Source organism: Comamonas sp. HJ-2 (genome assembly GCF_053615495.1).
In genome coordinates, this window is record NZ_JBSIFD010000031.1 from 16746 (window position 1) to 39589 (window position 22844).

21 protein-coding genes are annotated in these 22844 nt (G+C 61.1%); 9 read left to right on the forward strand and 12 right to left on the reverse strand.

Going from position 1 to position 22844, the window contains the following annotated elements; genetic code table 11:
- Positions 1-2: 2 nt before the first annotated feature.
- The 4 genes from uvrC to ACWGXF_RS21265 form a co-directional block, all read right to left on the reverse strand.
- Entirely contained in the window at positions 3-1955 is a 1953-nt protein-coding gene (gene uvrC, locus ACWGXF_RS21250; RefSeq protein ID WP_452102466.1) for an excinuclease ABC subunit UvrC, read from the reverse strand.
- Between the two features lie 206 nt (positions 1956-2161).
- Positions 2162-3148 carry a Bug family tripartite tricarboxylate transporter substrate binding protein gene (locus ACWGXF_RS21255; protein WP_452102467.1) on the reverse strand — a complete coding sequence of 329 codons (987 nt, stop codon included), beginning with the start codon at positions 3146-3148 and terminating at the stop codon, positions 2162-2164.
- A gap of 79 nt (positions 3149-3227) precedes the next feature.
- Entirely contained in the window at positions 3228-4220 is a 993-nt protein-coding gene (locus ACWGXF_RS21260; RefSeq protein ID WP_452102468.1) for a hydroxymethylglutaryl-CoA lyase, read from the reverse strand.
- Complete coding sequence (locus ACWGXF_RS21265) at positions 4217-5449, reverse strand: CaiB/BaiF CoA transferase family protein (protein ID WP_452102469.1); 1233 nt, start codon at positions 5447-5449, stop codon at positions 4217-4219. The genes ACWGXF_RS21260 and ACWGXF_RS21265 overlap by 4 nt, the downstream gene beginning before the upstream one ends.
- Positions 5450-5613: 164 nt before the next feature.
- Here ACWGXF_RS21265 and ACWGXF_RS21270 point away from each other — a divergent pair, with 164 nt between their 5' ends.
- The 6 genes from ACWGXF_RS21270 (at position 5614) to ACWGXF_RS21295 (ending at position 11053) form a co-directional block, all read left to right on the forward strand.
- Positions 5614-6528 (forward strand): LysR family transcriptional regulator, encoded by a 915-nt coding sequence (locus ACWGXF_RS21270; protein WP_256630137.1) that lies wholly within the window; start codon positions 5614-5616, stop codon positions 6526-6528.
- Positions 6529-6532: 4 nt separating this feature from the next.
- Positions 6533-7654: an elongation factor P maturation arginine rhamnosyltransferase EarP gene (gene earP / locus ACWGXF_RS21275; protein WP_452102470.1), complete on the forward strand. Its 1122-nt coding sequence runs from the start codon at positions 6533-6535 to the stop codon at positions 7652-7654.
- Between the two features lie 194 nt (positions 7655-7848).
- A complete protein-coding gene (efp, locus tag ACWGXF_RS21280) occupies positions 7849-8403 on the forward strand; it encodes an elongation factor P (protein ID WP_003056627.1) in 555 nt (184 codons plus the stop codon).
- Positions 8404-8572: 169 nt separating this feature from the next.
- Positions 8573-9322, forward strand: a complete 750-nt coding sequence (aat, locus tag ACWGXF_RS21285) for a leucyl/phenylalanyl-tRNA--protein transferase (RefSeq protein ID WP_012837812.1) — start codon at positions 8573-8575, stop codon at positions 9320-9322.
- A 28-nt stretch (positions 9323-9350) separates the two neighbouring features.
- A complete protein-coding gene (locus ACWGXF_RS21290; protein ID WP_034393186.1) occupies positions 9351-10121 on the forward strand; it encodes an arginyltransferase in 771 nt (256 codons plus the stop codon).
- 98 nt (positions 10122-10219) lie between these two features.
- Positions 10220-11053 (forward strand): IclR family transcriptional regulator, encoded by an 834-nt coding sequence (locus ACWGXF_RS21295; protein WP_003066249.1) that lies wholly within the window; start codon positions 10220-10222, stop codon positions 11051-11053.
- Between the two features lie 142 nt (positions 11054-11195).
- Here ACWGXF_RS21295 and pbpG read toward each other — a convergent pair whose 3' ends face one another.
- From pbpG to ACWGXF_RS21330, 7 genes are all read right to left on the reverse strand, one after another.
- A complete protein-coding gene (gene pbpG, locus ACWGXF_RS21300) occupies positions 11196-12410 on the reverse strand; it encodes a D-alanyl-D-alanine endopeptidase (protein ID WP_256630134.1) in 1215 nt (404 codons plus the stop codon).
- A gap of 112 nt (positions 12411-12522) precedes the next feature.
- Positions 12523-14061 carry a 2-isopropylmalate synthase gene (locus tag ACWGXF_RS21305; protein WP_256630133.1) on the reverse strand — a complete coding sequence of 513 codons (1539 nt, stop codon included), beginning with the start codon at positions 14059-14061 and terminating at the stop codon, positions 12523-12525.
- 103 nt (positions 14062-14164) lie between these two features.
- A complete protein-coding gene (gene leuA, locus ACWGXF_RS21310; protein WP_003066243.1) occupies positions 14165-15838 on the reverse strand; it encodes a 2-isopropylmalate synthase in 1674 nt (557 codons plus the stop codon).
- Between the two features lie 231 nt (positions 15839-16069).
- Positions 16070-16939 carry a CDP-diacylglycerol--serine O-phosphatidyltransferase gene (gene pssA / locus ACWGXF_RS21315; protein ID WP_003056635.1) on the reverse strand — a complete coding sequence of 290 codons (870 nt, stop codon included), beginning with the start codon at positions 16937-16939 and terminating at the stop codon, positions 16070-16072.
- A 199-nt stretch (positions 16940-17138) separates the two neighbouring features.
- The gene (ilvC, locus tag ACWGXF_RS21320) at positions 17139-18155 is read right to left on the reverse strand and encodes a ketol-acid reductoisomerase (RefSeq protein ID WP_003056637.1); all 1017 of its coding nucleotides are present in this window, start codon (positions 18153-18155) and stop codon (positions 17139-17141) included.
- Between the two features lie 73 nt (positions 18156-18228).
- Entirely contained in the window at positions 18229-18720 is a 492-nt protein-coding gene (ilvN, locus tag ACWGXF_RS21325; RefSeq protein ID WP_003056638.1) for an acetolactate synthase small subunit, read from the reverse strand.
- Between the two features lie 154 nt (positions 18721-18874).
- Positions 18875-20662: an acetolactate synthase 3 catalytic subunit gene (locus ACWGXF_RS21330; protein WP_003066236.1), complete on the reverse strand. Its 1788-nt coding sequence runs from the start codon at positions 20660-20662 to the stop codon at positions 18875-18877.
- 265 nt (positions 20663-20927) lie between these two features.
- On the opposite strand from ACWGXF_RS21330, the gene ACWGXF_RS21335 reads away from it, so the two are divergent.
- The gene (locus ACWGXF_RS21335; protein WP_003066234.1) at positions 20928-21497 is read left to right on the forward strand and encodes an RNA polymerase sigma factor; all 570 of its coding nucleotides are present in this window, start codon (positions 20928-20930) and stop codon (positions 21495-21497) included.
- Positions 21494-21949 (forward strand): DUF3619 family protein, encoded by a 456-nt coding sequence (locus ACWGXF_RS21340; protein ID WP_087864541.1) that lies wholly within the window; start codon positions 21494-21496, stop codon positions 21947-21949. Before ACWGXF_RS21335 ends, ACWGXF_RS21340 begins: the two co-directional genes overlap by 4 nt.
- Here the strand turns inward: ACWGXF_RS21340 and ACWGXF_RS21345 are convergent.
- On the reverse strand, positions 21938-22135 hold the full coding sequence (locus tag ACWGXF_RS21345) for a hypothetical protein (protein WP_012837807.1): 198 nt from the start codon (positions 22133-22135) through the stop codon (positions 21938-21940). The two genes, ACWGXF_RS21340 and ACWGXF_RS21345, sit on opposite strands and share 12 nt — an antisense overlap.
- On the opposite strand from ACWGXF_RS21345, the gene ACWGXF_RS21350 reads away from it, so the two are divergent.
- Complete coding sequence (locus tag ACWGXF_RS21350) at positions 22134-22787, forward strand: DUF3106 domain-containing protein (protein WP_231905701.1); 654 nt, start codon at positions 22134-22136, stop codon at positions 22785-22787. The two genes, ACWGXF_RS21345 and ACWGXF_RS21350, sit on opposite strands and share 2 nt — an antisense overlap.
- The last annotated feature ends 57 nt before the right edge of the window (positions 22788-22844 follow it).

A 22844-nucleotide genomic window follows, 5' to 3' on the forward strand; every position in this document is an offset into this window, starting at 1 on the left:
CATCAATGCAGTGCCTTGTAGATTTCTTCGGCCAGCGTTGCGGAAATGCCTTCCACCGTCATCAGGTCGTCCACACTGGCATCGGCCACGCCGCGCACGCCGCCAAAGCGCTGCAGCAATCGCGCCCGTTTCTTGGGCCCCACGCCGGCAATATCTTCCAGACTGCTGCTGCCTGTGCGCACCTTGGCGCGAGCCGCGCGCATGCCGGTGATGGCGAAGCGGTGCGCCTCGTCGCGAATCTGCGCCACCAGCATCAGCGCCGCCGAGTCATGACCCAGGTAGACCTTGTCGCGCCCATCGGCAAACACCAGCTCTTCGAGGCCGACCTTGCGGCCCTCGCCTTTTTCCACGCCCACGATGCGCGACAGATCAAGGCCCAGTTCCGTGAAGACCTCGCGCGCCATGCTGACCTGGCCCTTGCCGCCGTCGACCAGCACCAGATCCGGCAGATGCGGCTGCTTGCCGGTCAGCTCGGCGCCGCCCGCCTCGCGCTGCGCCTCGGCCACGGGCTTGTAGCGACGAGTGAGCACCTGGCGCATGGCCGCATAGTCGTCGCCGCCGGTGATGCCTTCGATATTGAAACGGCGGTAATCGCTGCTCTGCATCTTGTGGTGATGGAACACCACGCAGGACGCCTTGGTGCTTTCGCCGCTGGTGTGCGAGATATCGAAGCATTCGATAGTCAGCTCGTCGAGATTCTCGACCGGCAGATCCAGCGCCTCGGCCAGGGCGCGCGTGCGCGCCTGTTGCGAGCCTTCTTCGGCCAGCAGGCGGGCCAGCTGGATGTCGGCATTTTTCTGTGCCATCTCCAGCCAGATGCGGCGCTGCTCGCGCGGCTGCTGGACCACGGTGATGCGCACGCCGGTCTGCTCGGTCAGCAGTTCCACCAGCCGCTTCTCCACGGGATGGCTGACGACAAGCGTGGGCGGCACGGCCACGCCGACATAGTGCTGGGCAATGAAGGCCTCCAGCACCAGCTCCTCCACGGGCCGTGCCCCGGCTGCGGCGTCCACCTCTTCCTCGCTGGAGTAGACCGATGCGGCATCGCCCAGATTCGCCGGAAAGTAAGGCCTGTCGCCCAGGTGGCGGCCGCCGCGCACCATGGCCAGGTTGACGCAGGCGCGGCCGCCCTGCACGCGCACGGCCAGGATGTCCACGTCCTTGTCGTCCGTGGTTTCGATCGCCTGCTGGTGCAGCACGCGCGACAGGGCCGTGAGCTGGTTGCGCACCTCGGCCGCCTGCTCGAACTCCAGCTTGTCGGAATGCGCCATCATGCGCGCTTCAAGCTGCTGCAACAACTCGCTGGTTTCGCCGCGCAGCATGGCTTCGGCATTGCGCACATCCAGCGCATAGGCCTCGGGCGAGATCAGATCCACGCAGGGGCCGGTGCAGCGCTTGATCTGATAGAGCAGACAGGGGCGGCTGCGGTTGGCAAACACCGTGTCTTCACAGGTGCGCAGCCGAAAGACTTTCTGCAGCAGCTGAATGCTTTCCTTGACCGCCCAGGCACTGGGATAGGGGCCGAAGTAGCGGTGCTTCTTGTCCACGGCGCCGCGGTAGTAGGCGATGCGTGGGAACTCCTGAAACGCAGGTTCGCCCTCCTTGCCGTCACGATGCGCCACACCGGTGATCTTGAGATAGGGATAGCTTTTGTCGTCCCTGAACAGGATGTTGTACTTGGGGTACAGCGTCTTGATGAGGTTGTTTTCCAGCAGCAGCGCCTCGGCTTCTGAGCGCACCACCGTGGTCTCCAGCCTCGCGATCTTGCTGACCATATGGCCTATGCGCGTGCCGCCATGCTCCTTCTGGAAATAGCTGGAAACGCGACGCTTGAGGTTGATGGCCTTGCCCACGTAGAGCAGGACTCCGGCAGCATCGAAATAGCGATAGACGCCCGGCAATGGCGGCAGCGCGGCCACCTGGGCCAGCAGTTCGGCGGAATGCGTGGAAGACATGGGCGCTATTGTCTGCGCATGTGGACGAATCCGGCAGCAAGCGACTCAAACGACCGGGTAGCGTTCTGCATATCAATAAAAGGAGCTGCAAGCGCTTGATGAGATTGAATTTCAGATACTTTTCAATCTGAGATCCTTATCTGTCAAGCGATAGCAGCTCCTTTTTTAGACCCAAGGGATTCGGGGCAATCCCTGCGCCCTGCAGCTTACTCGGCTTCGATTCTGGACGACTTCACCACCTGCGCCCAGTTGCCGTATTCGGTCTTGACCAGGGCCGCCAGTTGCTGCGGGTTCATATAGTCTGCCGTGGCTCCCTGCTCTTCGGCCTTTTTCCTGAAGGCGGGGTCCTCCACCACCTTCTTGATATCGGCAGCCAGCTTGTCGATCACGGGCTGTGGCGTGGCCTTGGGCGCAAACACGGCAAACCAGGAAGTGGCGTTCACGCCCGGGTAGCCGGCTTCCGCCGTGGTGGGCACATTGGGCAGGCTGGGCAGGCGCTGCTTGCCCGTCACGGCCAGCACGCGCAGCTTGCCGCTTTGCACATGGGGCATGAAGGGAGGCGCGGTGCCGAAGGTCAGGTCCACCTGGCCGCCCAGCAAGTCCTGCAGCGCCGGGCCCGTGCCCTTGTAGGGCACGTGCACCATCTTCACGCCGGCCTGCTGCTCCAGCATGGCGCCCGTCACATGCTGCAGCGAGCCGTTGCCCGACGAGGCGTAGTTGAGCTTGCCGGGATTGGCCTTGGTGTAGCTCACCAGTTCGGCCAGCGTCTTCACCGGCAGATCGGAGCGCACAACGATGATCTGCGGTGCCGACAGCACATTGGCGACGGGGGCAAAGTCGCTTTGCTCCCAGCTTCTGGCCTTGGTCAGGTGCGGGGAGATGACGTGGTAGCCCGAGTACTGCATCAGCAGCGTATAGCCGTCGGCATCCGCACGCTTGACCAGATTGGCAGCGATGGCGCCGTTGCCGCCGCCCTTGTTGTCCACCACCACCGATTGCCCGATCACCGGCGCCAGCGCCTGTGCGGCCATGCGGCCGGCCAGATCGGTGGTACCGCCTGCGGCGGCGGGCACGATCATCAGCACGGTTTTGCTGGGATAGCTACCCTGGGCCATGGCCGGGGCGCTGACCAGACCGGCGGTGGCAGCAGCCGCAGCCAGCATGAAATAAAGGCGTTGACGTTGAACAGTCATGTTTGTCTCCTTGTTGGAATGTTGAACTGCGCCAGCTCCTTCCCCCGAAAGAGCCGCTGCAGCAGGGGCGAAAACCGTCTCAGGCCCTGGCCTGGGCGCGTTCCTTGATCTCGGCAAAATCCGCTGGCGGCCGGTGCAGATCCCAGCGCGCACCGGCCTTGACGATCTGGCTGGGCGTCTCGTGGCCTATCAGCGCCGGCAGGCTGCGCGCGGCCGCGACGATGCGGTCCAGGTCCGTGCCCGTGTCATAGCCCATGAGCTGCAGCGCATGCACGATCTCTTCGGTGCAGGCATTGCCCGATGCGCCCGGCGCATAAGGACAGCCGCCCAGACCGCCAATCGAGGCGTCGAAGCGATCCGCACCCGCAGCGATGGAGGCCAGCACATTGGCCAGCGCCATGCCGCGCGTATTGTGGAAATGCAGGGTCAGGCCCAGCTGCGGCCAGCGCGCCTTGAAGGCCAGGACCATGGAATGCACCTGGCTGGGATAGGCCATGCCCGTGGTATCGCACAGCGTGATGCCCTGCACGCCCAGATCGGCAAAGCGCTGCACCCAGTCCAGCACTTCGGCCTCGGCCACATCGCCCTCCATGGGGCAGCCGAAGCAGCAGGAGAGCGACACGTTGACGGGCGTTGCCGCCTGCTGCGCCGTGGCGATCACCTGCCTGAGCGCCTCGAAGGACTGGCTGCGCTGCATGCGCAGATTGCAGAGGTTGTGGGTCTCGCTGACCGACATCACCAGATTGAGCTCATCGGTCTGCGCATCGATCGCACGCTCCGCGCCGCGCACATTGGGCACCAGCGCCGTATAGACCGTGCCCGGCCGGCGCGCGATCTCGCGCATCACGATCTCGCCGTCGCGCAGGGCCGGTATGGCCTTGGGCGAGACAAAGGCCGTGACTTCGATCTTGGACAGGCCCGCCTCGGACAGCGCATTGACCAGCGCGATCTTGTCCTCGGTGGGCACGAAGGCCTGCTCCATCTGCAGACCGTCGCGCGTGCCGACTTCGTTCATATGGATGCGGCGACCCGCACCGGTCCACACCTTCGTATTCAGGTCGGCGGCCATCATTGGACAATCCCCTTGGCGCGCAGCTGCGCGATCTGCTCGGCGCTCAGGCCGATCTCGGCCAGCACGGCATCGGTGTCGTCGCCCACATGGGGGGCGCTGCTGCGCACCGTGCCCGGCGTCAGCGAAAGCTTGGGCACCACGCCAGGCACCTGAAGCTCGAAACCATCGCGGGTGCGCTGGGTCAGAATCATCTCGCGCGCCCGGTAATGCGGATCTTCGGCAATATCCTTGGCCGTGTAGACCTTGCCGGCCGGCACGCGTGCCGCGCCCAGCTCGTTCATCACCGTCTGCACGCTGCGTGCCTGCGTCCAGGTGCCAATCGCGGCATCGATCTCGGCCACGCGCTGGACACGGCCCGCGTTGTCGGCCAGATCGGGCGCATCGGCCAGATCCTGGCGGCCGATGGCCGTCATGAGTCGCTTGAAGATGGAGTCGCCATTGCCCGCCACCAGCACCCAGCCATCTTGGCAGGGGTAGGCATTCGAGGGCGCAATACCCGGCAGCGCGCTGCCGGCGGCCTCGCGCACGGCGCCAAAAGCGCTGTACTCGGGGATCAGACTTTCCATGATGTTGAACACGGCCTCATGCAGGGCCACGTCGATCACCTGGCCCGGGCCGCCATTCACCTTGCGGTGGTACAGAGCCATCATCACGCCGATCACGCCGTGCAGGGCCGCCAGCGTATCGCCTATCGACACGCCCACGCGCACCGGCACCCGGCCCGGCTCGGCCGTCAGATGGCGCAGCCCGCCCATGGCTTCGCCGATCACGCCAAAGCCCGGCAGGTCGCGATAGGGGCCGGTCTGGCCGTAGCCAGAGATGCGCAGGATCACCAGGCCGGGGTTGATGGCGTGCAGCTCCTCGGGCGACATGCCCCAGCCCTCCAGCGTGCCGGGACGGAAGTTCTCGACCAGCACGTCGGCTTCGGCAATGAGCTGACGCGCCACGGCCTGCGCCTCCTGCTGGCGCAGATCGAGCGCGACCGAGCGCTTGTTGCGCGACTGCACCTGCCACCAGACGGAGGTGCCTTCCTTGATCAGGCGCCAATTGCGCAGCGGATCGCCCGCACCCGGCGCCTCGATCTTGATGACATCGGCACCAAACTCGCCCAGGGTCTTGCCACAGAAGGGACCGGCAATCAGCTGGCCCATTTCCACCACTTTCACCCCTTCCAGCGCGCGCGGCGTGGCGGTCTGCGTTGCGGGGTCTTGGATATTCATCGTCATCATCCGTTTGTCTCTTGATGGTTGTCTTGCTGTGCCGCTTTGCGTTGACCAACACCAGGCGAAACAGCTTTTCAATCATCTTGCCCTTGAAGATCAGTCCTGCAAAACGCTGAAATGCGAAGCTGCCATCGCATTTGGGCATAGCCAGGTCGGATAATGCAGTCCTCATGAAACTGGACCCGATCACCCTGCGTCTGTTTGTGGCCGTGATGGAAGAGAACGCCATCGCGCGTGCCGCGGCACGCGAGCACATTGCGCCCTCGGCCGCCAGCCGCCGCCTGGCCGAGCTGGAGGGCCAGCTGCAGCTTGAGCTGTTCACACGCAGCAACCGGGGCAGCCAGCCCACGGCCGCCGCTTACGCACTGCTGAACATGGCGCGCGGCGTGCTCAACGAGTTGGACGGCATCGCCACGCAGATGAAGGACTATGCCCAGGGCGGCGAGCAAGGCCTGCGCGGCCATGTGCGGGTAATGGCGAATATTTCCAGCATCACCCAGTTTCTGCCGGCCCAGCTGCAAAGCTTTCTGAGCCGGCACCCGCTGGTGGATGTACGGCTGCAGGAGCGCGTGAGCACCGATATCGCACGTGCCGTAGCCGACAACGAGGCCGACATCGGCCTGCTCAACAACGGCAGCTACGGCAGCAAGATCAGCCTGCGCCCCTATCGCCGGGATCGGCTGGCCGTGGTCATGCCCCAATCCCATCCGCTGGCCGGCGAGCACAGGCTGCGCCTGGAGCAGGTCATCGAGCATGATCTGATCGGCATGCATGCCGACAGCGCGCTCAACCATCTCATCACCCGCTCTGCCGCCGACCAGGGCCTGCAGCCGCGCCTGCGCATGAAGGTCACCGGCTATGACGCCCTGTGCCTGATGGTGGCCGCCGGTCTGGGCGTTGGCATTCTCCCCGAGGGCAGCGCCCATATCTACATGGGCGCCCTGCCCTTGCGCTGCATCCGCCTGGACGAAGTCTGGGCCGAGCGCCAGCTCATGCTCTGCGTACGCTCCCAGGACGCACTCTCGCCCGTCGCGCAACTGCTGGTCGAGCACCTGTGCCAGAGCGCCTCAACCGATAAAAACTGAATCCATGCCTGATTTTTCACCCATGCCTCTGCCCGCCCCCGGGGCGCCCCATCCATCGCTGTGCTGGGACATCTTCTGCCAGGTGATTGACAATTTTGGCGACGTGGGCGTGTGCTGGCGCACGGCCGCAGAGCTGGCCGCCCGCGGCCAGCAGGTACGCCTGTGGATGGACGATGCCAGCGCCCTGCAATGGATGGCCCCGCAGCCCTGGCCGCCCGGCCTGAGCGTGCATGCCTGGCCCGCGCAAGCCGCAGACGTTCCGGCGTCGATTGGCGATGTGGTCATCGAGGCCTTCGGCTGCGAGATTCCCGCGGCATTCGTGAGCGCCATTGCAGACAAGGCGTCGAAGAGCAAGCCTGCGGTCTGGATCAATCTCGAATATCTCTCGGCCGAAGACTATGTGGAGCGCTGCCATCGCCTGCCCTCACGCATCATGAGCGGCCCCGCCTCAGGGCTGACACGCTGGTTCTTCTACCCCGGCTTTACGGCAACCACCGGCTCGCTGGTGCGCGAGCAGAACCTGGCACAGCGCCAGCAGACCTTCATGGCGCAGCGCGAATCATGGCGCCGCGCAGAAGGCATTCAGCATGACGAATGTGCCGTCTCGCTGTTTTGCTACGAGCCTGCCGCCCTGCCCCAGTTGCTCGCCCAGCTCTCGGACAAGCAGGCGCTCAATGCCAGGCTGCTGGTGACCCCGGGACGCGCCACGACGGCCGTGCAGGCGCTGCCCCAAGCGCAGCAGATGCAGCCGGTCTATCTGCCAGCCCGCCCTCAGGCCCGGTTCGACGAAATGCTCTGGGCCTGCGACCTGAATCTGGTGCGTGGCGAGGATTCCCTGGTACGTGCGCTCTGGGCCGGCCAGCCCATGGTCTGGCAGATCTACCCTCAGCATGACAACGCCCACCACGACAAGCTGAATGCCTTTCTCGACTGGCTCCAGGCCCCGGACAGCCTCAGGCGCTTTCACCACACCTGGAACGGCATGACCGCACCGCAAACATTGCCTTTTCTCACACGCGAAATGCTTGATGAATGGGCCTGTTGCATCAGGGCTGCGCGAGCCAGATTGATGGAACAAACCGAGCTGATTGCGCAGCTTCAAGCTTTTGTCGCCGAAAAAAGCTAAAATCCACGTTTTGCCTCTCTGAGGGCAGTCGCAGCCGGTATGCCGAGCGATCTTGCTTTCGGGGTCGCGCCCCGCCGCGGTACATGCGGCAGGCCCCGCCGCCGCACCTTTGATGCGTTGCTTTCTCCAGCGACCATTGCGAACAGCTTGCCTGCCGTGTAGAGCGGCTCCAACCTTTCAAACGCAAGCAAGCCATGAAAATCGCTCAAGAAATCCGCGCAGGCAATGTGATCATGTTCGGCAAGGACCCCATGATCGTTCTGAAGACCGAATACGCTCGTGGCGGCCGTGGCGCTGCTACCGTGCGCATGAAGCTCAAGAGCCTGATCGGCAACTTCGGCACGGAAAACGTGTTCAAGGCCGACGACAAGATCGACAACGTGATCCTGGACAAGAAGGATTGCACCTACTCCTACTTCGCCGACCCCATGTACGTGTGGATGGACGAAGAGTTCAACCAGTACGAAGTCGAAGCTGAAAACATGGCTGACGCACTGAACTACCTGGAAGACGGCATGACTGCCGAAGTGGTGTTCTACGACGGCAAGGCCATCTCCGTCGAACTGCCCACCACCATCGTGCGCGAAATCACCTGGACCGAGCCCGCCGTCAAGGGCGATACCTCCGGCAAGGTTCTGAAGCCCGCCAAGATCGCTACCGGCTTCGAAGTGGCCGTGCCCCTGTTCGTGTCTCAAGAAGACAAGATCGAAATCGACACCCGCACCGGCGAATACCGCAAGCGCGTGTAATGTGGCGGCAGCTGTCGCAGCTGCTCCCCGGCAAAAGGCTTCCTTCAGGAAGCCTTTTTTCATTTCCGCCTCCGACAGCGGGATTACGCCAGCCCCTTCGTCTGCCGCGACACTCAAAACCGCTTCAGTCTGTGCAAGACTAAGGGCAGTCCATCCACTCCCACTGCCAATGACGCACTCCCTGCCCTGGCTGCAGCCCGAACAAGAATTTCCCCCCATCGATCAGACCTGGGGCGAGCGGGACCCCATTCCCGGGCTGCTGGCCGCCGGCAATACGCTGGATGCAGCACGTCTTCGCACTGCTTACAGCCAAGGCATTTTCCCGTGGTTCAGCGAGGGACAGCCGGTTCTCTGGTGGTCCCCCAACCCGCGCATGGCCCTGCATCCCGAGGAATTCCGCCTGCACCGCAGCCTGCGCAAAAGACTGCAGAAGTTTCGCAATGATCCGCGCTGTGAAATTCGCATCGACAGTGCTTTTGCCACGGTGATGCAGCATTGCGCCCAGACCCCGCGCGATGGACAGAACGGTACGTGGATTGTGCAAAGCATCGTCGATGCCTATACCGAGCTGCATCAGCAGGGCGCTGCACACAGCGTGGAAACCTGGATCGACGGCCAGCTGGTCGGCGGGCTTTACTGCGTGGCACTGGGCAGGGCCGTGTTTGGCGAATCCATGTTCGCACTGCAGACCGATGCCTCCAAGATTGCACTGTCGGCACTGGTGGCCCTGTGCAGGGCTCATCAGGTGCCGCAGATCGACTGCCAGCAGGCCACAGCACATCTGTCTTTCATGGGCGCTCGAGAAGTCACAAGAGCGCAGTTCGCCCGGACCGTTCAAGCCCAGGCCCGGCTGCCCGATATGCAGTGGCAATTCAGCCCCATATACTGGGAACAGTTGCTAAGCCATACTGAGGCTTGACGCACCGCATCTGCAGCCGAGTCCGATCATGACGCACCCGAACGACCTCCCGCTACATGCCCTGCAGTTTTATGCCACGGCAGCCTATCCCTGCAGCTATCTGCCGGGCCGGCTGGCACGTTCTCAGGTCGCCACACCCAGTCACCTGATTCAGAACACCACCTATTCGGAACTGGTCACGCTGGGCTTCAGGCGCAGCGGCATGTTCACCTATCGCCCCTATTGCGATGGCTGCAAGGCCTGCGTTCCCCTGCGAATTCTGGCCCAGGAGTTTCGCCCCAGCCGCAGCCAGCGGCGCGCTGCAAAACAGCATGGGCAACTTGTCGCCTCCATTCAGCGCCTGCACTACTCCGACGAGCACTACCAGCTCTACCTACGCTACCAGCAGCACCGCCATAGCGGTGGCGGCATGGACAACGACAGCGTGGACCAGTACACGCAGTTTCTGCTGCAAAGCCGGGTCAACTCCCGATTGGTCGAGTTCCGCGAGCCGGGCGCAGGCGGTCAGCCCGGCACACTCAAAATGCTCTCCATTCTGGACGTACTGGAGGACGGGCTGTCGGCGGTCTACACCTTCTACGATCCGGAGGACCACGCCAGCTATGGAACCTTCAATGTGCTGTGGCAAATTCAGCAAGCCAAAGCCATGAACCTGCCTTATGTCTATCTTGGCTACTGGATCTCCGAGAGCCAGAAGATGCGCTACAAGGCCAGCTTTTTGCCACATGAGATCCGCCAGGGCGAGCTATGGCAGCGCGTAGACAGGCAAAGCATTGTGCGCTCGCAAATTGAAGAGTGACGCTGCAAAAAACAGCACATGGATATATGAGCGGATGACATGGCTGCACGGCTGCAGCACCGCTAGAATGCCCTCATCCCGCAAAGTATCTCCAACGCATGAAAAAAGACGACCTATCGGCCTCCGCAAAGCCCAGCGTCCAGGTTCTGGAACGCATGTTCACGTTGATCGACGTGCTGGCATCGCGTGAGGAAGCGGTTTCTTTGAAGGAGATCAGCGAACGCACGGGCCTGCATCCATCGACCACGCACCGCATACTCAATGACCTTGCACTGGGCCGCTTTGTGGATCGCCCCGAATCGGGCAGCTACCGCCTGGGCATGCGCTTTCTGGAACTGGGCAACCTGGTCAAGGCCCGGCTGAACGTACGTGAAGTGGCGCTGACCCCCATGCGTCAGCTTTACAAGCAGATTCAGCAACCCATCAGCCTGTCCGTGCGCCAGGGCGACGAGATTGTCTATGTGGAACGCGCCTACAGCGAGCGCTCGGGCATGCAGGTGGTACGCGCCATTGGCGGCCACGCGCCTTTGCACTTGACCTCCAACGGCAAGCTGTTTCTGGCAGCTGACGATTCCCAGCAGGTGCGCGCCTACGCCATGCGCACTGGCCTGCCCGGCAAGACCCATTTCAGCATCACCCAGCTGGGCGACCTCGAACATGAGCTGGCCAAGGTACGCCAATACGGCATTGCCCGCGACAACGAAGAGCTGGAATTGGGCGTGCGTTGCATGGCAGCCGGCATTTACGACGACCAGAGCAAGCTGATTGCGGGCCTGTCCATCTCTGCCCCAGCAGACCGCCTTGACGAGAGCTGGGCCCCCAGATTGCAGGCCACGGTGCAGGAAATTTCCGTGGCGCTGGGTTTCAGCGGCACACGCCCTGCGCCGGCTCAAGCACCGGCCAACCCCTATAGCCGCAGCCAGCACGGCTGAATCTCTTCGCTCCAATGACAGGAGCGAGCTCATCTCGCAATCCGCAAAAGGGCTGGGAAGGCCATTTCAGGTATTGATCCAATAAAAAAGCGCTACCGAGGTAGCGCTTTTTTTGCTGACGGGCCTGGCCCTCTCGCCAGGCTCAACCGCGGATACGGCTGGCAATCGTGTTGCTGGCCGTGGGGCCCTTGCTTTCCATCCAATGGCGCACTCGCTCGGCATCTGCCAGGCGGCTGAACTTGCCTGCGGAATCCAGGAACACCATGATCAGCTTGCGCCCGGCCACATGGGCCTGCATCACAAGGCAGCGTCCGGCTTCGGAGATATAGCCGGTCTTTTGCAGGCCGATATCCCAGTTGTCGCTCTTGACCAGACGGTTGGTGTTGTTGAACTGCAGCGTGCGGCGACCGACGGCCACTTCATAGCCGGGCGATGTGGAGTACTCGCGCATCAGCGGATCGGCATGAGCCACCGCCACCAGGCGCGCCAGATCGCGTGCGCTGGACTGGTTGCTGCTGGACAGGCCGGTGGGCTCCACATAGCGCGTGTCCTTCATGCCCAGTTGCAGCGCCTTGGAGTTCATCAGTTGCACAAACTGCGCCAGACCGCCGGGATAAGTGCGTCCCAGGGCATGGGCAGCACGGTTCTCGCTGGACATCAGCGCCAGATGCATCATCTCGGCACGCGTCAAGGTGGTACCGACACGCAGGCGGGAGCTGCTGTGCTTTTCGGTATCCACATCGTCCTGCGTGATGGTGATCATCTCATCCATGGGCAGGCGGGCCTGAGAGATCAGCAGACCGGTCATCAGCTTGGTCAGCGAGGCAATCGGCAGCACTGCCTGATCGTTCTTGCTCAGCAGCACCTCATGTGTGTCCTGGTCAATCACATAAGCCACGCTGCTTTGCAGATCCAGGGGATCCGAGACGGAGTGAAGACCCGCCATCTGCCCGTAGGACAGGCGTGCGGGCTCGACTGCCGTGGCAGCAGCTGCTGCCACAACCGCAGCACCGGTGGCTCCTGCTCTGGCCAGACGCTTTTTGCCGCCGGTCTTCTCGTCTCTTTCGGCCTTGGCTGCTAGAGAAGTCTTTCCGCCCTTCTTGCTTGCAAGCTTGGCGTCTGCCTTTTCCGGCTTGCCTTTGGCGACCTTTGCGCTTTTGGGCTGCGCTGCGGCACGAACCTTGCCAGCCGGCTCCTTGGCCGCTTTCTTAGCCGAAGCCGCAGCAACCACGGGCTTTTTGGAGTCTTTTTTTGGCGTCGCCGCATGCGCTGCCGGAGCAGCCAGAGCGCAGCTCAACAGAGCCAAAGACACCACCTGGGTGAGTTTTGCAAGGCGAAATGGACGCAGCAGCTGCATGCGATACTCCAGACAACAAGGTGTAAGGATTTAATTCAATCAAAAAAGTTGTGCAGCGACAAGCACTTACACAACCTTCTCGATAATCTGAGTGAAATTATAAATCCAGCAGTCAACCTTGTGCTGCAACAACTTCCTGATTGCTATGCAATTTGTTCAAAGCGCTCAGATATGCCTTGGCCGATGCGACCACAATATCGGGGTCAGCACCCACTCCGTTGACGATGCGACCACTGCGCTGCAGGCGCACCGTCACCTCGCCCTGACTCTCAGTTGAGCCGCTGATGGCATTGACGGAATACAGCACCATCTCGGCACCGCTCTTGACTTCGGACTCGATGGCCTTGAACGAGGCATCGACCGGACCATTGCCCTCAGAGCTGGCCTTGATTTCCCGGCCTGCATTGCTGAAGACCACGCTTGCATGCGGGCGCTCACCTGTTTCACTCTGCTGGGCCAGCGAAATGAACTGGAACTGATTGTCCTGGTGCTCCGCGCCTTCGGCATTCACCAGCGCCAGAATGTCCTCATCAAAGATCTCGCTCTTGCGATCCGCGAGTTCCTTGAAGCGCGTGAAGGCTTGGTTGATGGCAGCTTCACTGTCCAGTTCCACCCCCAGCTCCTGCAGACGCTGCTTGAAGGCGTTGCGACCACTGAGCTTGCCCAGCACAATCTTGTTGGCCGCCCAGCCCACATCCTCGGCACGCATGATTTCGTAGGTGTCACGCGCCTTGAGCACGCCATCCTGATGAATGCCGGAGGCATGGGCAAAGGCATTGGCTCCCACCACCGCCTTGTTGGGCTGCACCACAAAGCCCGTGGTCTGACTGACCAGGCGGCTGGCGGCCACGATATGCTGGGTATCGATATTCACGTCGAGACCAAAGTAGTCCTTGCGCGTCTTGATGGCCATGACCACTTCTTCAAGTGAGCAGTTACCTGCACGCTCGCCCAGCCCGTTGATGGTGCATTCGATCTGGCGCGCGCCGCCGATCTTCACGCCCGCCAGCGAATTGGCAACCGCCATGCCCAGGTCGTTGTGGCAATGCACGGACCAGACGGCCTTGTCGCTGTTGGGAACGCGCTCGCGCAAGTTGCGAATGAACTCGCCATAGAGCTCGGGAATCGCATAACCCACAGTGTCGGGCACGTTGATGGTGGTTGCACCTTCCTTGATGACGGCCTCGATCACGCGCGCCAGAAAATCGGGTTCGCTGCGATAACCGTCCTCCGCGCTGAATTCGATGTCTTCAATGAGATTGCGCCCGAAGCGCACCGCCTGCTTGGCCTGCTCCAGCACCTGCTCGGGTGTCATGCGCAGCTTTTTCTCCATGTGCAGCGGACTGGTGGCGATGAAAGTGTGAATGCGAGCGCGGTTGGCCCCCTTCAAGGACTCGGCCGCACGCGCGATGTCGCGGTCGTTGGCGCGGGAGAGCGAGCAGATCGTGGAATCCTTGATGGCACGCGCAATGGTCTGGATGGACTCGAAGTCACCATTGGATGCTGCGGCAAACCCTGCCTCGATCACATCGACCTTGAGGCGCTCCAGCTGGCGTGCAATGCGCAGCTTTTCATCGCGCGTCATGGAGGCGCCGGGCGACTGCTCGCCGTCACGCAAGGTGGTATCAAAAATAATGAGCTGATCGGACATGGTGGGGACTCTCTATGTAATGGCGCCGGTAGACGCCTGTTTTGACTGGAGGATTGCCGACAAAAAAGCCGGTGCGCTTTTGGCGACACCGGCTTTGAACCTTTTATGCGGCTACCGCCTCTTCGGCGACAGCAGGGACGCGCTGCACTCCCGAGATGATGGCGCGCAACGAGGCAGAAACGATATTGGCATCGACCCCGACGCCATAGCAGACCTGAGCGTCATCCACGCGCAGTTCCACATAGGCAATCGCCTTGGCATTCGCTCCCTCGCCAATCGCATGCTCGGCATAGTTGAGCACGCGCACATTGCGACCGACGTTAGCCGACAGCGCCTGCACGAAGGCATCAATGGGGCCCGTACCTTCGCCTTCCAAAAAATACTTTTCTCCGGCGATCTCGATGTGGGAAGTCATATTGACCACGCCATCTGCCTCGCTCAGACGATATTGAGGCGGCTTGACAGTGTTGACCCCATATTCGCGCTGGAACAGCTCCCACAGATCCGCAGCCGACAATTCCTTGCCGCTGGCATCCATCTCGCGCTGCACGACCTGACTGAACTCGATCTGCAGGCGACGAGGCAGCTGAAGCCCATACTCGCTCTCGAGCAGATAGGCAATACCACCCTTGCCCGACTGGCTGTTCACGCGAATCACGGCCTCATAGCTGCGACCCAGGTCCTTGGGATCGATGGGCAGATAAGGCATATCCCAGATATCGCCTTCCTTGTGGGCGGCGAAAGCCTTCTTGATGGCATCCTGGTGGGAGCCGGAGAAGGAGGTGTAGACCAAGTCACCCACGTAAGGATGACGAGGATGCACGGGCAACTGGTTGCAATGCTCAACCGTTGCGCGGATATCGTCGATGTCGGAGAAATCCAGACCGGGGTTCACGCCCTGGATATACATATTGAGCGCCACATTCACCACGTCCAGATTGCCGGTGCGCTCGCCGTTGCCGAACAGACAGCCTTCCAGGCGGTCCGCGCCAGCCATCAGGGACAACTCCGCTGCTGCCGTCCCCGTGCCGCGGTCGTTATGAGGGTGGACCGAGATCACCACGCTGTCACGGCGCTTGATGTTGCGATGCGTCCACTCCACCATGTCGGCAAAGATATTGGGCGTGGAATGCTCCACGGTGGTGGGCAGGTTGATGATGCACTTGTTCTCGGGCGTGGGCTGCCAGACGTCGGTGACGGCATCTATCACGCGCTTGGAGAACTCCAGCTCGGTGTCCGAATACATTTCGGGCGAGTACTGGAAGGTCCATTTGGTGTTGGGGTGCTGGGCCGCGATGTCCTTGAACATCTGGGCATTGGTCACCGCCAGCTCAACGATCTCGTCTTCACTCATATTCAGCACCACACGGCGCATCACGGGAGCCGTGGCGTTGTAGAGATGGACGATGGCGCGGGGCACGCCTTCGAGCGCTTCGAAGGTGCGGCGAATCAGATGCTCACGCGCCTGGGTCAGCACCTGCACGGTCACGTCGTCGGGAATGCGGTTTTCCTCGATGAGCTTGCGCATGAAGTCAAACTCGATCTGCGAGGCCGAAGGAAAGCCGACTTCGATTTCCTTGAAACCGATCTTCACCAGTTGCTCGAACATGCGCACCTTGCGCTCGATATCCATGGGCTCGATCAGGGCCTGGTTGCCGTCACGCAGATCCACGCTGCACCAGACCGGAGGCTTGGTGATGACCGCGTCGGGCCAGGTGCGATCGGTCAGACGCACGGGGGCGAAAGCGCGGTATTTGGTGGAAGGGTTTTGCAACATGGTGAGTCTCTTTAGTCGAAATTAGAGGAAATTGAACCCAGCTCCAGCGACGCCCAAAAGCAAAAACGGCCCGTCGCTGATGCTACGGGCCGCCAAGTAGGGTGTGTTTGTACGCGCGCGCTACTTTCTCTGCCCGTTGGACATTAGTAGTAGAGCTAGCGACAGGTTTTGCATGCGGCTCACTTTAACACAAGAAAAGTTGACAGGGCCAGGATTTTTTGGAACCGAACTTCAATCGTCGTGCAGACCACGCTCATCGGGCTCGTCCTTGGAGGTCGCCACAATGCTGACCTGCTCGCCCTTGGCACGGCGCCAGACATAGATCACATAGCCCGAGACCGAGTAGCCGACAAACACCAAGAAGAGCATGGTTGCAGGCTCGATGCTGACCACGGCCATCAGCAGGGCCACCACCACCAGCGAGACGAACGGCATGCTCTTGGCACCGCCGATGTCCTTGAAGCTGTAATAGGGAATATTGGTGACCATGGTCAGGCCCGCGAACAGCGTGATGGCGAACATGATCCAGGACAGATCGGCTCTGTCCGTGGGATAGCCGCCGAACCAGGAAATCACATCGCCGAAGATGGGCACATCGCGGTGGGAAACCATCAGGGCACTGGTCAGCCAGATAAAGCCCGCCACCAGGGCCGCAGCCGCAGGCGAAGGCATGCCCTGGAAATAGCGCTTGTCCACCACGGCCGTATTCACGTTGAAGCGCGCCAGGCGCAGCGCTGCGCAGGCGCAATACACAAAGGCGGCAATCCAGCCCCAGCGACCCAGGGGACGCAAGGCCCATTCATAGGCAATCAGCGCAGGCGCGGCACCAAAGGACACCATGTCGGAGAGCGAATCCATCTGCTCGCCGAACGCGCTTTGCGTGTGCGTCATGCGCGCCACGCGACCGTCCAGACTGTCGAGCACCATGGCGCAGAAAACGCCCACGGCCGCCAGCTCGAACTTGTTGTTCATGGCCATGACGATGGCGTAGAAACCGCCAAACAGCGCTGCCAGCGTGAACAGATTGGGCAGCACATAAATGCCTTTGCGCGGCTTGCGCGGCATTCCACTCAGATCGGCAGAATCATTGCTGTTTTGCATCAAACAGACCTCCAGTGCTTGCATGTCAAATGCATGCAGCTATTAAAACGATAGTATTTCAAGCACGGCCATCATGACCATGTCCCTGCCACCAGTGTACCCGCCACACAGATCGCCTCCGGAATGAAAAAAGGCCACCTCGAAGGTGGCCTCTTGCCCAAGCGCAGTCATCCGGCTCGCGCCGAATGACTTGCCTGCATCAGTTGCGGGTCTGGTCGACCAGCTTGTTCTTGGAGATCCAGGGCATCATGGAGCGCAGCTGGCCGCCCACTTGCTCGATGGCATGGTCGGCGTTCTGGCGACGACGGGCAGTCATCGAAGGATAGTTCAGACGGCCTTCGCTGATGAACATCTTGGCGTACTCACCGCTCTGGATGCGCTTGAGGGCGTTGCGCATGGCCTTGCGGGATTCTTCGTTGATGACTTCGGGGCCGGTCACGTACTCGCCATACTCCGCGTTGTTGGAGATGGAGTAGTTCATGTTGGCGATGCCGCCTTCATACATCAGGTCAACGATCAGCTTGAGCTCGTGCAGGCACTCGAAGTAAGCCATTTCGGGAGCGTAGCCAGCTTCGGTCAGCGTCTCGAAGCCCATCTTCACCAGTTCCACGGCACCGCCGCACAGCACGGCCTGCTCGCCGAACAGGTCGGTCTCGGTTTCTTCCTTGAAGTTGGTTTCGATGATGCCGCCCTTGCCGCCGCCGTTGGCGGAAGCATAGGACAGGGCCACGTCACGGGCCTTGCCGGACTTGTCCTGGTAGATGGCGATCAGGGAAGGCACGCCGCCGCCCTTCAGGTATTCGGAGCGCACGGTATGGCCGGGGCCCTTGGGGGCGACCATGATCACGTCCAGATCGGCGCGGGGCACGACCTGGTTGTAGTGCACGTTGAAGCCGTGAGCGAAAGCCAGGGTAGCGCCGGACTTGATGTTGGGCTCGACGTTGTTCTTGTACACCTCGGGGATGTTCTCGTCGGGCAGCAGGATCATGACCACGTCGGCAGCCTTCACCGCGTCGTTCACTTCCATCACGGTCAGACCGGCCTTGCCGACCTTGTCCCAGGAAGAGCCGCCCTTGCGCAGACCGACCACAACCTTCACGCCGCTGTCGTTCAGGTTTTGAGCATGTGCGTGGCCTTGGCTGCCGTAGCCGATGATGGCAACAGTCTTGCCCTTGATCAGGCTCAGGTCACAGTCCTTGTCGTAGAAAACTTTCATGATGGCTCCAGGTCTCTTATCTTGAGGGGGTTAAAAAGGTTTGTTCAGATTCAAAAGTGGTGCAACGCAGCCATTAGACACGCAGAATGCGTTCGCCACGACCAATACCCGAGGCGCCTGTGCGAACGGTCTCAAGGATGGCAGTGCGATCAATGGCTTGCAGGAAGGCGTCGTTCTTGGACTGGTCGCCGGTCAGCTCCACGGTGTAGCTCTTCTCGGTCACGTCGATGATGCGGCCGCGGAAGATGTCCGCCATGCGCTTCATTTCCTCGCGTTCCTTGCCCACGGCACGCACCTTGACCATCATCAGCTCGCGCTCGGTGTAGGCACCTTCGGTCAGGTCCACCACTTTAACCACTTCAATCAGTCGGTTCAGGTGCTTTGTGATTTGCTCAATCACATCGTCCGAGCCCGTGGTCAGGATGGTCATGCGCGACAGCGAGGGATCCTCGGTCGGTGCGACAGTCAGGGATTCGATGTTGTAGCCACGGGCGGAAAATAGGCCCACGACGCGCGACAGTGCTCCAGGCTCGTTCTCGAGCAGCACGGCAATAATGTGTTTCATTGGGAGATTCCTCTTTTCGCCGCCCTCCCCTGACACCGGTAAGTGCCAGGCTCGACGGACAATAGATTCGTCAAAACGCTATTTAAAATATAGCTGCTTGTGCTTGATATGTAAGTGCTTGAAGCCGATTTCTTTCAAAACCGGCTACCCGGCATCACAGATCGTCGGCACCCAGCAGCATTTCCGTGATGCCACGGCCGGCTTGCACCATGGGGAACACGTTCTCGGTCGGATCGGTGCGGAAGTCCAGGAAAACCGTCTTGCTTTCCTCGCGCACGATACGGCGCGCCTCGCGCAGCGCAGCCTCGACATCGGCAGGCTTTTCGATCAGCAGGCCACGATGGCCAAAGGCCTCTGCCAGCTTCACGAAGTCGGGCAGCGAATCCATGTAGCTGCTCGAGTAGCGACCCGAGTATTCAATTTCCTGCCACTGGCGCACCATGCCCAGGAAGCGGTTGTTCAGCGCACAGATGACCACCGGGGTGTTGTACTGCTTGCAGGTGGCCAGTTCCTGGATATTCATCTGGATCGAGCCTTCGCCCGTGATGCAGAAGACTTCGGAGTCCGGCTTGGCCAGCTTGATGCCCATGGCGTAAGGCAGGCCCACCCCCATGGTGCCCAGACCGCCGGAGTTGATCCAGCGACGGGGTTCATCAAAGCGGTAATACTGGGCAGCCCACATCTGGTGCTGACCCACATCGGAGGTGATGTAGGCGTCGGCATCCTTGGTCATGTTCCACAGTGTGTCGACCACGTACTGGGGCTTGATGACTTCGGTGTTGGACTTGTCGTAGCTCAGGCAGTCGCGGCTGCGCCAGCCTTCGATGGTGTTCCACCATTGGCCCAAAGCCGCCTCATCAGGGCGCTGTGCCGACTCGCGCAGCATGGCGATCAGCTCATTGAGCACGTCCTTGACATCGCCCACGATGGGCACATCCACCTTCACGCGCTTGGAGATGGAGGAAGGATCGATATCGATATGGATGATCTTGCGCTCCACCGACATGAAATGCTTGGGATTGCCGATCACGCGATCGTCAAAGCGCGCACCCACGGCCAGCAGCACATCGCAGTTCTGCATGGCATTGTTGGCTTCGATGGTGCCGTGCATGCCCAGCATGCCCAGGAACTTCTTGTCACTGGCCGGGTAGGCGCCCAGGCCCATCAGCGTATTCGTGACCGGGTAGCCCAGCATGTCCACCAGCTGGCGCAGTTCGTTGCAGGCATTGCCCAGCAGCACGCCGCCGCCGGTATAGATGTAGGGGCGCTTGGCCGTCAGCAGCAACTGCAGAGCCTTGCGGATCTGGCCCGCATGTCCCTTTTTGACGGGGTTGTACGAGCGCATTTCCACTTTTTCAGGATAGCCCGTGTACAGCGCCTTCTTGAAGGACACGTCCTTGGGAATATCCACCACCACGGGGCCGGGACGGCCGGTGCGGGCGATGTGGAAAGCCTTTTTCATGGTCTCGGCCAGCTCGCGCACATCCTTGACCAGGAAGTTGTGCTTGACGATGGGACGAGTGATGCCCACGGTATCGCACTCTTGAAATGCGTCGGTACCGATGTAATTGGTCGATGTCTGTCCCGCGATCACCACCATGGGGATGGAGTCGGTATAGGCGGTGGCAATGCCCGTCACCGCATTGGTCAGACCGGGGCCGGATGTCACCAGCGCCACGCCCACTTCACCGGTGGCACGCGCAAAACCGTCGGCTGCATGCACGGCCGCCTGCTCGTGGCGCACCAGCACATGCTGAATGCTGTCCTGCTTGTAGAGCGCGTCGTAAATATAGAGAACTGCCCCGCCAGGGTAACCCCACAGGTGCTTGACACCTTCAGCCTGAAGAGACTTGATGAGGATTTCGGAGCCCATCAGTTCCTGGGCGCCCTTGGGGGACGATGCGGCGGCTGCAGAGGCCAGCTCGGCTTTGGAGATTTCCATGATCAACCTTTGTGAATTTCTCTAACGAAAAACCTTCGGTGCCCTTAGCCTGAAGCCCTTGTGAGGCCGGTTTAGGACTTAAGACCACATGCCATGGACGTTTGTGTGTACGCCGGACCGTGATCCGTTTGCTTCTTTAAGTTGAAGATCATTATCGCACTGCAACAAGACCTTCAAATGCAGTACACAAAAAAACATCATCGGATGCGATAATCTGCCGCTTTCGCCACTACCTAACTCCCGCTTTCTCCAGGGTTACTCTCTCTTGGCCACAGAACAAGAACTGTCTGCATTCCTCAAAGACGTTGAAAAGCGCGCCTTCAAACGCAGCGTTTTCCATGTCCGCGACGAGGAGGCCGCCCTGGATATCGTGCAGGACAGCATGCTCAAACTGGCCCAGCACTATGGGGACAAACCGGTCAATGAACTGCCCATGCTGTTCCAGCGCATTCTGTCGAACAGCACGCTGGACTGGTTTCGCCGCCAGAAGACCCAGAAAGCCGTTTTCACTCACTTCAGCGACCTGGAGTCTTCCGTAGACGGGGACAGCGACTTCGACTGGCTGGAAACCTATGCCACCAACAGCGACGAATCCGCCGCCAGCAACGCCGAAAGCCTGACCGAACGCAAGCAGACGCTGCAAAGCATAGAAAAAGAGATACAGGAGCTGCCTGCGCGTCAACGCGAGGCCTTTCTCATGCGTTACTGGGAAGAGATGGATGTCGCAGAGACTGCTGCCGCCATGGGTTGCTCTGAAGGCAGTGTCAAAACCCATTGCTTCCGCGCCATTCAAACATTGAGCAAGGCACTCAAGGCCAAAGGAATCGAGTTATGAAATCCGCGCCCACCCTCCGGCAAGAACAGACCGCCGACCGCATCGCCCGTCAAATCACTGCCCGACTGAGCGAGGGCGAAGCCTTGCTCCCTTACGAAATCACCGAGCGCCTGCGCGCCTCCCGCGAGCAAGCCGTGTCTGTACGTCGCCGCGAAGCGTCTGTGCTGCGCGTTCAGACCAGTACTGCAACATCCGCCCAGGGCAGCACCCTGACACTGGGCAGCCCCGACGAGGGTAGCGGCTGGTGGCGCACTCTGGTCTCGGCCATCCCCGTTTTTGCACTCATTGCGGGCCTGGTAATCTACAACTCCGACACCGAACAAAGTATGCTAAGCGAAGTCACCGAGGTCGATACCGCCTTGCTGACCGATGATCTGCCCCCTGCTGCCTACTCTGACCCTGGTTTCATCCAGTACCTCAAGACCTCGGCAGCCACCCCATCAGAACACTAAACAGCCTGCCACCTCTGCCTTGATGCCCACTGAGAAGCGCTCCCTCCTGAAACCCGACAACACCGCCGCCATCATGGCGGCGCTGTTGTTGGTGGCCTTGAGCTGGACAGGATGGAATGTCGTACAGCAAGTCAGGCTGGCGCCCAGCTCCGTCCCCCCCGCCACGGTAGCTGCATCCAGATCCATGCATGCAGACCCGTCCACGCGCCAGAGAGCCTCGGCGCAGGCCTCGGGTCCACGCTGGGGCGAACTCAGCAGCCACCAGCGCGAGATTCTGCAGCCGCTGCAAGAGCGCTGGGCCATGATCGGCTCGGTGCAGAAGCGCCGCTGGATTGCCCTGGCGGATGGTTTTGACAAACTCAGCGAGCGCGAACAGCAAAAGCTTCATGACCGCATGGAAGCCTGGTCCGGCCTGAGTGCTGCCCAGCGCAATCAGGCCCGGCTGAATTTCGCCATTACCAACAAGCTCGCGACTGACAAGCAGGCCCAGTGGGAGGCCTACCAGGCTCTGAGCGATGAAGAAAAGCGACTGCTGGCGGCCCGCGCCACTCCCAAGGTGGTAAGCGCCGCACCGGCCATCAAGCCCGTGCCTTCCAAGAAGCTGGCGCGCATTCCTGCTGCCACGGCCTCCCCCAATACGGTCCCCAATCTGCCCAAGATTCCACCCGCAACCATTCATCACCCACCACCGCCCGTGCCCGCAACACCAGCCATGGTGGAGACGCACCCCATCCGTACGCCCTCGGTGATTGTGGAGACGGCTCCCGTGGACATTCCTCGCGCCACGCCCATCACGCTGCCGCCGCTGGATGCGCCAGGTCAAGACGCGCATCAATGACAGAGCCGATGCTGCAGGCCCAAACCCTGGCCGGCTGAGCTGAGCCCTACAATGCCT